We start from the raw sequence: 10,899 nt of genomic DNA, 5'->3' as shown, positions 1-10,899 counted from the left end.
CACCCGTCGCCCCCCTGTTTTCAGCATTCCATCTAATACCCGGTCGCACCCGGATCAGGCAGGAAACGCCCTGGCGCGAGCCGCTCTACAGCGGTTTCGATTCGCCCATCGGGGTACAGGCGCAACCAGCGATAGCCAGGCGCCAGGGTATCAGTGGCAAAATCCTGGCTGGCGACGGCGAACTGCACGCAGGTCGAGGGCGTAGCCAACAACCGCACGGCTCCACGTTGCTGGTCAAAAGACTGGTGCACGTGCCCCCAAAGCACCGCTCGCACCTGCGCACAGGCATCCAGTCGCTGCCAAAAAGGCTCGGGATTGAGCAGGCCGATGGACTCCATCCATTCACACCCGATCGACACCGGGTGATGATGTAGACAGACCATGACATGGCGCTCACCAGCCTCGCTCAGGGCCTGCTCGAGCAGGGCAAGCTGGGTATCGGCCAGATGTCCCGGCACGGCGCCAGGAATACTCGAGTCCAGCATCACGATACGCCAATTGCCGAGATCCAGACAGGTCTGATTGAGCCCATGGGCCTGCCCCAGCTCCGCCATCAGTTCGGCGTCGTCGTGATTGCCGGCAATCCAACTGCACGGCACCGGCAGACGACTGGATGCCTCGATGAAACGTTCGTATGCGCCCAGTGAACCATCCTGGGTAATATCCCCGGTCGCCAGTACATGATCGATTCTGGGTTGCTCGACCAATACCTGATCGATGACCGCCTGCAGGCTGGCGTAGGTATCCATGCCCAACAATGCCTGATCCGCTCCGGCATAGAGGTGGCTGTCCGTAAGCTGAACCAAGCAGATAGGGTCGGTATCGGTTACCGCAGTCGACATCGCAGGCCTGTTCCTTATCCTTGTGTAGCCATTATGATGGCAAGAGCCAGCGGACTAATCCAGCGATTGGTTCACAGGGAGCCGCTGAAAAACCACAGCTCAGTTTATCGGCTCAATTCCACTGGCACGGCACTTTGGCCATGACGCTGGCAATGCCCAAGCCACTCGCCCAGAAACAGATTGAGCTGATACTTTTCATCCGGCTGCAGCATTTGCTCGTTGGGATAGGGATAAACCCCGCGGAAACGCCGACGATTGTAGGCCGCAACCACTTCGGCCATACCAGCGTCGTGGTAAAGCCGTACTTCCATACTGGGTGGTACCAGCCACTCGTGCACCCGCTCGTGCAACAACTGCAGCGTCGAGGTGTAGCGGCAACGCTCCAGTACCCGCATAACCAGCGCCTGGGACTGACCATCGCCGGTATCCACCGCGATGCGACGCTCATCCTGATCTGCCATGGCAGGCATCAGCCGCAGCAAGCGCCAGTAGTTGGCCTCACACACGGCCTGCAGATCACTCAGATCGACCCGATATCGGGATTTGAAGAAGCTCATGGCTGCGCTCCCGCGCCAGCGCGCAGGCGCTCGCCATGCAGACCCAACCATTGCAGGGCGATGATGCTGGCAGCGTTGTCGATACGGCCCTGCTCAACCGCCAGTAGCGCCTGCTCCCGAGGCCAGACGCTGACACGAATATCCTCACCTTCGTGTTCCAGACCATGGAGGCCGCCAGCCCCCCGACTGTCGACCAGCGCGCAGTACAGGTGCACACGTTCATCACTGCCACCAGGCGAAGGGAAATAGCGGGTAATGGGAATCAGCTCAAGCAGAGTCAGCCCGGCTTCCTCATCAGCCTCGCGGTGAGCCACCTGCTCGGGTGACTCGCCCGGCTCGATCAGGCCGGCTACCACCTCGATCATCCAGGGGTTGTTGCTCTTGTCGACGGCTCCCACGCGCATCTGCTCCTGCAGTACTACCGTGTCCTGCCAGGGGTCATAGGGCAGAACACAGACTGCATCCGGCCGCACAAAGAGTTCGCGACGCAGCTCCGGCCCCCAGCCGCCGGCAAACAGCCGGTGGCGCAGGGTGAGGATATCCAGCCGGTAAAAGCCACTGAAACCGGGCTCACGGCGGATGATGTCTACGTCGGCGCGCGTAAATGACAAAGTTGTAACCCCCAAGGATCAAGCTAAATGCTTTGACTCAAAGCTCGCACACCCAGGGGGGCTACCGCAAGCCCTAGGGGCGGTTGTGATGAAACCGCAACCGACCCTAGACCTTCTGATACAACTGCGACCCCGTTTGTCGGAATTCGGCAGACTTGGCCTTCATGCCCTCTTCGACCGCCAGATCGACCGCCTCGATACGCTGCTCGGCAGCGTACTCACGGACCTCCTGGGTGATCTTCATGGAGCAGAACTTGGGCCCGCACATGGAGCAGAAGTGCGCGACCTTGGCCGACTCTTTGGGCAGGGTCTCGTCGTGGAAAGCGCGGGCGGTGTCCGGGTCCAGCCCCAGGTTGAACTGGTCTTCCCAGCGGAACTCGAAGCGTGCCTTGGATAGCGCATTGTCGCGGATCTGCGCACCCGGATGCCCCTTGGCCAGATCCGCCGCGTGGGCAGCGATCTTGTAGGTGATGATGCCGGTCTTCACATCATCACGATTCGGCAGCCCCAGGTGCTCCTTGGGCGTGACGTAGCAGAGCATAGCGCAACCAAACCAGCCGATCATCGCCGCGCCAATGCCGCTGGTGATGTGGTCATAGCCCGGCGCGATGTCGGTGGTCAGTGGGCCGAGGGTATAGAACGGCGCCTCGTCGCAGCATTCGAGCTGCTTATCCATATTTTCCTTGATCAACTGCATCGGCACATGGCCGGGGCCTTCGATCATCACCTGCACGTCGTGTTTCCAGGCGATCTTGGTCAGCTCGCCAAGGGTTTCCAGCTCACCGAACTGGGCCTCATCGTTGGCATCGGCAATCGAGCCGGGGCGCAGACCGTCGCCAAGGGAGAAGGACACGTCGTAGGCCTTCATGATTTCGCAGATTTCCTCGAAGTGGGTGTAGAGGAAATTCTCCTTATGGTGCGCCAGACACCACTTGGCCATGATCGAGCCGCCGCGCGAAACGATGCCGGTCACTCGCTTGGCGGTCATCGGCACATAGCGCAGCAGCACGCCGGCGTGGATAGTGAAGTAGTCCACGCCCTGCTCGGCCTGCTCGATCAGGGTGTCGCGGAAGATCTCCCAGGTCAGGTTTTCGGCAATGCCGTCGACCTTTTCCAGCGCCTGATAGATAGGTACGGTGCCGATCGGCACCGGCGAGTTGCGGATGATCCACTCGCGGGTTTCATGGATGTTCTTGCCGGTGGACAGGTCCATGATGGTGTCAGAGCCCCAGCGTATGCCCCAGGTCATCTTCTCGACCTCTTCCTCGATAGAGGAACCCAGCGCCGAGTTGCCGATATTGCCGTTGATCTTCACCAGGAAGTTACGGCCGATGATCATTGGTTCCAGCTCGGTGTGGTTGATGTTGGCCGGGATGATCGCGCGACCACGGGCGATTTCCTCACGGACGAACTCGGCGGTGATCTCTTTGGGGATGCTGGCCCCGAAGCTGTGGCCGGCATGCTGCTCGGCCAGCAGACCGGCCTCGCGGGCCTCCTGCAGCTTCATGTTCTCGCGGATGGCGACGTATTCCATTTCCGGGGTGATGATGCCCTGGCGCGCATAGTGCATCTGGGTGACGTTGCACCCGGCCTTGGCCCGGCGCGGGGTGCGTACATGGGCAAAACGCAATGGATCCAATGATGGATCGGACAGACGAGCACTACCGAATTCCGAGGTCAAACCCGGCAGAATCTCGGTGTCGCCGCGCTCGTCGATCCAGACACTGCGCACATCGGCCAGACCCGCGCGCAGATCGATCTGCACAGTCGGGTCGGTGTAGGGGCCGGAGGTGTCATACACCAGTACCGGGGAATTCTTTTCGCCACCAAAGTCGGTCGGAGTATCGGCCAGACTGATTTCGCGCATCGGTACGCGAATGTCCGGGCGCGAACCTGTCACGTAGATCTTGCGCGAATTGGGAAAGGGTTGGGTCGCGGCGCTGTCGGCCCCCGAAGTGGCGATGGCGGTATCAGGCAACTTGCTGTTCATTATTGTGCTCCACTGCATGTATTGAACGCAGGGAACCGAAAAGGCGAGTGTCCTGCGCGCAACAGCCATGCAGTGGACACGCATCTCGATTCCTACGCCGGTACTAACCGGTTCAGGTTCAACGGGTGTGATCTCAGCCGGCTTTCACGGCACCCCGTCAAGATGAGTGCAAAGCCTAGCCTAATCCGGTGCAGCACGCCACCGCCGCCGGTCATTGAAGCTTATGAAGCTCAGGGGAAAACAGCTTTTAGGGCTTCTTGGCAACACTTTGTTCCCTGCCCGCCCCCTATGCTGCTTGACCGCCAAGTGCCAGCTCTTTAGCCTTGACGGATTATCCATCCATGCGAAGGAATTCTGCATGTTGCGACCGATCTCTCTGGCATTGATGCTTGCCGGCCTGTCCTCCGCTGCACTGGCCAACACCAACCTGCTGACCGTTTATCAGGAAGCACTGGAAAACAGTGCCGATCTGGCTGCCGCTCAGGCAGACGCCCTGGCCCGCCAGGAAGCCCTGCCCCAGGCACGCTCATTGCTATTGCCCAGCATTGGCCTGGGTGGTGGCGCCGCCCGTGAACGGGTTGATATCGATGGCATGGGAACCGACAGTTACTCCACTCATTACTATCAGGCCAGCCTGACCCAGCCGCTGTTCCGTGCTGACCGCTGGTTCGACTATCAGGCCGCCAAGTTCCTCAGCCAACAGGCCGAGGTCGAGTTTTCCGCAACGCAGCAGGCTCTGATTCTGGAAGTGGCGCAGGCCTACTTCAGCGTTCTGCAGGCCAGCGACAACCTGGCCACTGCCCGCGCCGAGGAACAGGCCTTCGAACGGCAAATGGAGCAGGCTCGCGAACGTTTTGAAGTCGGCCTCTCGGCCCGTACCGATGTACTTGAGGCCCAAGCTGGCTATGACAGCGCTCGCGCCGCCCGGCTGACCGCACAGACCAACCTGGATGTAAGCTATCAGGCACTGACCCGACTGACCAACCGGGACTATGAGAAACTGTATGGCATCAGCCACGACTTGCCGGTCCTGCCGCCAACGCCAGACAATCTGCAACAGTGGGTCGATACCGCCGCGCAACAGAACCTGGGGCTGCAGGCCGTGCGCCTGTCGGTCGATACGGCATCGGAATCACTGCGCAGCAGCAAGGCCGGTCACGCCCCATCCGTGGACGCCTTTGTACGCTACAACAACACCCATGGCGGCACCAATTTGGGCACCGGCAGCCGCGACACCGAACTGACTACCTTCGGCGTTGAGCTGACCCTGCCACTGTACACTGGCGGCGGCACCAGCTCCCGGGTACGCGAGTCGACCTACCGCCTGACCCAGGCCGAGCAGCTCAGCGAAGCCCAGCTGCGCCGCGTGGTGGAAAGTACCCGTAACCTGTACCGCACCGTTACCTCGAGCGTCGAGGAAGTCGATGCTCGGCGTCAGGCCATCATCTCCGCCCAAGCCGCCCTGGACGCAACCCAGACCGGTTACGAAGTCGGCACCCGCAACGTGGTTGATGTACTGGAAGCCCAACGCAACCTGTACCGCGCGGTCCGCGATTACAACACCGTGCGTTACGGCTACATCATCGACAACCTGAGCCTCAAGCAGGCGGCTGGCACTCTGAGCCCGCAGGATCTGCAGGATCTGTCGCAGTGGCTGAACCCGGATTACGACCCGGATCGCGACTTCATTCCTCCGTTCACCGAAGAGGAAGCCCAGCGCATGTCGATCGGCCGCCAGCCACCGGCCAGCGAAGAAGAACGGCGGATGCGTACTTCGTTCTGACCAGGGCCTGTTGCGCGGCCGCGGGCCGCGCAACAGGCTCAAGCGCCCTCAGTCCTTCGGCGCTCCGGCAACAAACCTCCCCACCCCTTCGAGCAAACGTTGCAGCGCCCCCTGATTGGCCTGCACCACAGCCTGACCGGCAGCACCCGCGCTGCGAGCCCGATCCGGCTGCTCAAGCCACAGCACCACCTGCCCAGCCAGGGCATCGGCCCCATCGATCTCAACCAGCGCACCAGCACCTTCGAGCAGCTCGCTGATTTCGGTGAAGTTGAACCGATGCGGTCCAGACAGAATTGGCAGCCCCAGAGCCGCGGGCTCCAGATAATTGTGCCCGCCGGTAGCGACCAACGACCCACCTACAAAAGCGATATCGGCACAACCGTAGAACATCATCAGCTCGCCCATACTGTCACCGAGAAACACCTGATCGGTGGCCGCAGGCACGCGTTGTTCACTGCGCCGTACCACACTGAAACCTGCGTCCTGAGCCAGCCTGGCGACATTGTCGAAGCGTTCGGGATGCCTGGGCACCAGCACCAGCAAGGCATCAGGCTGAGCCACCAGCACTTGACGATGAGCGACCAGCACCTGCTCGTCTTCCCCGGCATGGGTACTGGCGGCTATCCAGACCGGGCGCAAGCCCCATTGCCCCCGCAACTCGGCTGCCTGGGCCAGCGTTTCGGGTGTCGGCTCCAGGTCGAACTTGATACTGCCGGTCACCGTCATGGCAGCCTCCGGCACCCCCAGCTCACGAAAACGCGCTGCCTCGGCATGCGTTTGCACGGCAACCCAGTCCAACGCTGCAAACATCGGCTGTACCAAGGCACTCACCCGGGCATAGCCACGGGCCGAGCGTTCAGACAAGCGCGCATTGGCCAGCACCACCGGCACCCTGGCACGCTTGCACTCAGCCACCAGATTGGGCCACAACTCGGTCTCCATGATGATCGCCACCTGTGGCTGCAAGCGGCGGATCAACCGGCGCTGCAGCCAGGGCAAATCGTAGGGCAGGTAGGCATGACCGACCCGGCCACCGAACAGCTTGCGAATCTGCTCCGAGCCGGTCGGCGTCATGCAGGTCACGGTGACCGGTAACTGCGGATAGCGTTCCAGCAGTGCACGGACCATGGGCGCAGCGGCGATCGACTCACCCACCGAAACCGCATGCACCCAGATACCACCCGAACGCACATCACCCCCTAGGGCAAAACGCTCCGACCAACGCCGGGCATAGGCCGGCGCCCGCCAGGCACGATACAACAGGCGCAACACAACCAGGGGCAGGCATAGAGTAAAAATCAGGCTATAGAGCAAACGCGGCATGGATGAACTCCTGAAAACTGCGGCATAGAGTAGCAGATGTGACCTCGGCAGCTGTCCCTGTCTATACTAGGCTCCCTCTTTTGCTGTTAAAGAACCTGGAGCCCATGAGCACCACGCTGGAAACCGACATCTGCATCCTCGGCGGTGGCATCGCCGGCCTCTGGCTGAACGCTCGCCTGCGCCAGCAGGGCTTTCAGACCCTGCTGATCGAACACGGCGCACTAGGTGGTGGCCAAAGCGTCAAGTCCCAAGGCATCATCCATGGCGGCACCAAATATGCCCTGCACGGTAGCCTGACCACCGCAGCCGAAGCCATTTCCGGCATGCCCGCGCGCTGGCGTGCCTGTCTGCAGGGGCAGGGCGAACTGGATCTGCGTGGTGCCCGCCTGCTGTCGCAGCATCACTACCTGTGGTCACCGGGCAGCCTGATCAGCAATCTGGCCGGATTTTTCGCCAGCAAGGCCCTGCGTGGCCGGGTCGAAGCTGTCAAAGGTGAGCAGCTCCCTGCGGCATTCGCCAACCGGGCGTTCAAGGGCAAGGTCTACCGCCTGGATGAACTGGTGCTGGATGTGCCCAGCGTCCTCCAGCAACTGGCCGAACTGGGTGCCGGCAGCCTGATCGCCGACAGCCACGCGCAGATCGAGCGCGGCGCCAACGGCGAAATCAGTAGCGTGCAGGTGCAAGGTGGCAAAATCCGGGCCCAGCGTTATGTATTGACTGCTGGCGAGGGCAATGAGGCGCTGCTGAGCGACTGGGGTGTATCAGAACCGCGCATGCAACGCCGCCCCCTGCAGATGGTACTGGTCAAGGGCCCGGCCCTGCCGGCGCTCTATGCCCACTGCCTGGGCAACAGCCCAAAACCACGCCTGACCATCACAACCCACCCCTGTAGCGACGGACAATGGTGCTGGTATCTGGGCGGTGAACTAGCCGAACAAGGGGTTGGTCAGAGTGCCGATAACCTGATCACCAAGGCCCGAAACGAGCTCACGGAGCTGCTACCCTGGGTCGATCTCAGTGCCTGCCAATGGGCCACCCTGGAGGTCAATCGCGCCGAGCCCGCCCAGAGCGGCTTGGTGCGCCCGGACAGCGCCTACGTGCAAGCCATCGGCAACGCGCTGATCGGCTGGCCAACCAAGCTGGCTCTGGCGCCCAACCTCAGCGATCTGGTTATAGAACAGTTGGCGCGCCAGGCAATTACCCCGCAGGCCAGCGTCAGCCAACATGAATTGACGCCCCCCAGCGTCGCCGCACCTGCCTGGGAGAGTTGCTTTCGATGAACAGCCTGAGTGCATTCCACAGACCGTTGGGCAGCACCGGGCTGCAGGTCTCCCCGCTTGGGCTCGGCACCGTCAAGCTGGGCCGCAACCAGGGAGTCAAGTATCCCAACGGCTTTGAGCTGCCAGATGACCGGCAAGCCAGCGCCCTGCTGGATCTGGCTCGCGATCTGGGTATCAATCTGCTCGATACCGCCCCGGCCTACGGCATCAGCGAGCAGCGTCTGGGGCCTCTCTTGCGTGGCCAGCGCCAACACTGGGTGATCTGCACCAAGGTTGGCGAAGAATTCGAGAACGGCCACTCGGCCTTCGACTTTTCCGCCCGGCACACCCGTTTCTCAGTCGAGCGCTCGCTGCAACGACTTGAAACCGATTACCTGGACCTGGTACTGGTGCATTCCAATGGAGATGATCAGACTGTGCTGGATGATCAGGTCTATCCGACGTTGGCCCAGCTCAAGCGCGAGGGTTTGATCCGCGCCTATGGCTTCTCTGGAAAAACCGTTGAGGGTGGCATCCGCGCCTTGGAACAAGGCGACTGCGCCATGGTCACCTACAACCTCAACGAACAGGCCGAGCGTCCGGTACTCGACTTCGCCCTGTCACACAACAAGGGCATCCTGATCAAGAAAGCTTTGGCCAGCGGTCATCTTTGCCTGCACGGTGAAGACCCGGTCGCCAAGGGCCTGGAACTGGTGTTCGCCCACCCGGCAGTCGGTAGCGCCATCATCGGCACCATCAATCCGCACCATCTAGAACAGAACGTGGCCACGGCTATTGAGGTGCTTGGGCGCTAAAACCGCAACAATACAAACAACAAAGGGGGATGCTGATGTCGCGCATCATTGCACGCAAGAATCCGGTGGTTTTCAAAACCCAGGCCATCCACGTCAAGGCCACACCCGAAGTGCTGTGCTATACCCCAGTCGGCAACCCCCTGAGCTTTTCCGAAATGCAGGCCTTGCGTCAGCCCATCCAGATTGATGATCCCGATAACTTTGAGCTGACCGTGGCTAACCTCGGCGTTTCGGTCGATCTGACTTTGCACTGGCAAGGCCGCAGCTTTCATGTACTGGTCCGTCAGGAGCGCCCGGATCATGGCGACAACGTACTCAAGCTGATTTCCGGGTACGTGCCGGCCCACGAGTTGCGCATCCCGATGCTCACGGTGATGACTGAGATCGCCGAGGAACTACTGCTGGAAACCGAGCGCGGATGGTTGCAGGGCTGCTATCAGGGCACCTGGTTACCCACCCCCTATGCCGAGACTCTGCCACTGTATGAAAAGCTCAACTTCGAACTGACTCCGCACAGTGGTGCAACCCGCCCGGTGCTGTGCCGCGAACTGCATCTGATCGAGCGTCCACGAGCCTATGTCCACCTGCCAACCAATTCACTGCAACTGGTCTATCAGATGCGTATCGATCTGCCCGATCGCTGCCGCAAACTGACGGCCCTGCATGCCGACGAGTACCTCGACAACCATGGCCAGCTGATCGCCAGCATCGACTACCGACGCCCGGAACTGTTCCTGGTCGAAATCGAAAATGGCCGGCCAAATGGCCAGTTATTCAGCCTGGAGCAGGGTGAACTGGTCAACCGCCGCCCCAAGCACCTGTGGCTCAGCGAAGCACTGGCGCCGCAGCGGGGCTGGATCATCGACCAACCACGCAGCCCCTGGCCTGACGGCCTTGAACGCCTGTAATCACTTCCTGGCGGTATTACTGAGTGCTGTTCAGCCGAGGTTCAGGAAGAGTTCAGGCCCGGTTCAGCAAGACTTGGGCAAGATGTCTCCCGTAGCAAGCATATGACCCCAACGGAGAGGCAATCATGAAAACAACCCTGAAGACCCTTGCTGTAGGTACCACCCTGGCCTTCGCCAGCGTTGCCGCCCATGCCAATGACACCTTCGTCGGCCTGACCTGGGGCGAAACCAGCAACAACATCCAGCGTTCCGACAGTCTCAAGCAGAACCTGGGCAATACCAACCTGGACAAGGTTATCGATAACACCGGGACCTGGGGCCTGCGCGCCGGCCAGATCAATGAGCGCGGCCGTTTCTACGCCACCTACGAAAACCTGTCCGACAGCTACGCCAGCCAGTACAAGCTGCGTCAGCAGAACCTGCTCGGTAGCTACGACCTGTTCCTGCCGATTACCGACAGCACCCGTCTGTTCGGTGGCGCCACGCTGGGTGCGGTAAAACTCGAACAGGAGTCCAAAGGCTTCAAGCGTGATAGCGATATCGGCTATGCTGCAGGTCTGCAGGCCGGCATCCTCCAGCAGTTGACCCCTAACGTATCGCTGGAGGGCGGCTACCGCTACCTGCGCAGCAACGCCAGCACCGAACTGAGCTCCCGGACTGCAGGCAAACAGGGCTCGGCCAAGCTGCACAGCAGTGAACTGGCTTACCTGGGTGTGAACTACCAGTTCTAACCCCCCGGTACCCAAGCAAGTCAGCAGGCCTGCCCGATCCCACGGGCAGGCCTTGCCGTTTGAAACAAAGGCTGAAACGG

The 10,899-nt window shown here is 61.1% G+C and carries 10 protein-coding genes and 1 riboswitch; of the genes, 5 read left to right on the top strand and 5 right to left on the bottom strand.

The window, feature by feature from the left end; all coding sequences use genetic code 11:
• Positions 1-32: 32 nt before the first annotated feature.
• From cpdA to thiC, 4 genes are all read right to left on the bottom strand, one after another.
• The gene (gene cpdA / locus BVH74_RS08780) at positions 33-842 is read right to left on the bottom strand and encodes a 3',5'-cyclic-AMP phosphodiesterase (RefSeq protein WP_080049690.1); all 810 of its coding nucleotides are present in this window, start codon (positions 840-842) and stop codon (positions 33-35) included.
• Between the two features lie 104 nt (positions 843-946).
• The gene (locus tag BVH74_RS08775; RefSeq protein ID WP_080049689.1) at positions 947-1,399 is read right to left on the bottom strand and encodes a DUF1249 domain-containing protein; all 453 of its coding nucleotides are present in this window, start codon (positions 1,397-1,399) and stop codon (positions 947-949) included.
• Positions 1,396-2,010 (bottom strand): NUDIX domain-containing protein, encoded by a 615-nt coding sequence (locus tag BVH74_RS08770; protein WP_080049688.1) that lies wholly within the window; start codon positions 2,008-2,010, stop codon positions 1,396-1,398. Before BVH74_RS08770 ends, BVH74_RS08775 begins: the two co-directional genes overlap by 4 nt.
• Before the next feature lie 106 nt (positions 2,011-2,116).
• Entirely contained in the window at positions 2,117-4,000 is a 1,884-nt protein-coding gene (gene thiC, locus BVH74_RS08765; RefSeq protein ID WP_080049687.1) for a phosphomethylpyrimidine synthase ThiC, read from the bottom strand.
• Between the two features lie 72 nt (positions 4,001-4,072).
• Positions 4,073-4,167, bottom strand: a riboswitch (TPP riboswitch).
• Positions 4,168-4,358: 191 nt separating this feature from the next.
• On the opposite strand from thiC, the gene BVH74_RS08760 reads away from it, so the two are divergent.
• Entirely contained in the window at positions 4,359-5,783 is a 1,425-nt protein-coding gene (locus BVH74_RS08760; RefSeq protein ID WP_080049686.1) for a TolC family outer membrane protein, read from the top strand.
• Positions 5,784-5,831: 48 nt separating this feature from the next.
• Here the strand turns inward: BVH74_RS08760 and waaA are convergent, their stop codons facing one another.
• Positions 5,832-7,106 (bottom strand): lipid IV(A) 3-deoxy-D-manno-octulosonic acid transferase, encoded by a 1,275-nt coding sequence (waaA, locus tag BVH74_RS08755; protein ID WP_080049685.1) that lies wholly within the window; start codon positions 7,104-7,106, stop codon positions 5,832-5,834.
• A 104-nt stretch (positions 7,107-7,210) separates the two neighbouring features.
• Between waaA and BVH74_RS08750 the strand changes: the two genes are divergently transcribed.
• From BVH74_RS08750 to BVH74_RS08735, 4 genes are all read left to right on the top strand, one after another.
• Positions 7,211-8,386 carry an FAD-dependent oxidoreductase gene (locus BVH74_RS08750; RefSeq protein WP_080049684.1) on the top strand — a complete coding sequence of 392 codons (1,176 nt, stop codon included), beginning with the start codon at positions 7,211-7,213 and terminating at the stop codon, positions 8,384-8,386.
• Positions 8,383-9,180 carry an aldo/keto reductase gene (locus BVH74_RS08745; RefSeq protein ID WP_080049683.1) on the top strand — a complete coding sequence of 266 codons (798 nt, stop codon included), beginning with the start codon at positions 8,383-8,385 and terminating at the stop codon, positions 9,178-9,180. Before BVH74_RS08750 ends, BVH74_RS08745 begins: the two co-directional genes overlap by 4 nt.
• Before the next feature lie 35 nt (positions 9,181-9,215).
• Positions 9,216-10,088 carry a metal ABC transporter ATPase gene (locus BVH74_RS08740; RefSeq protein WP_080049682.1) on the top strand — a complete coding sequence of 291 codons (873 nt, stop codon included), beginning with the start codon at positions 9,216-9,218 and terminating at the stop codon, positions 10,086-10,088.
• Positions 10,089-10,213: 125 nt separating this feature from the next.
• Entirely contained in the window at positions 10,214-10,819 is a 606-nt protein-coding gene (locus BVH74_RS08735; protein ID WP_080049681.1) for an outer membrane beta-barrel protein, read from the top strand.
• Positions 10,820-10,899 lie beyond the last annotated feature (80 nt).

The organism is Halopseudomonas phragmitis, assembly GCF_002056295.1.
In the GTDB taxonomy this organism is placed as follows: domain Bacteria; phylum Pseudomonadota; class Gammaproteobacteria; order Pseudomonadales; family Pseudomonadaceae; genus Halopseudomonas; species Halopseudomonas phragmitis.
Note: the sequence above shows the minus strand (reverse complement) of the source record. Positions and strands in the feature narration are given on the sequence as shown.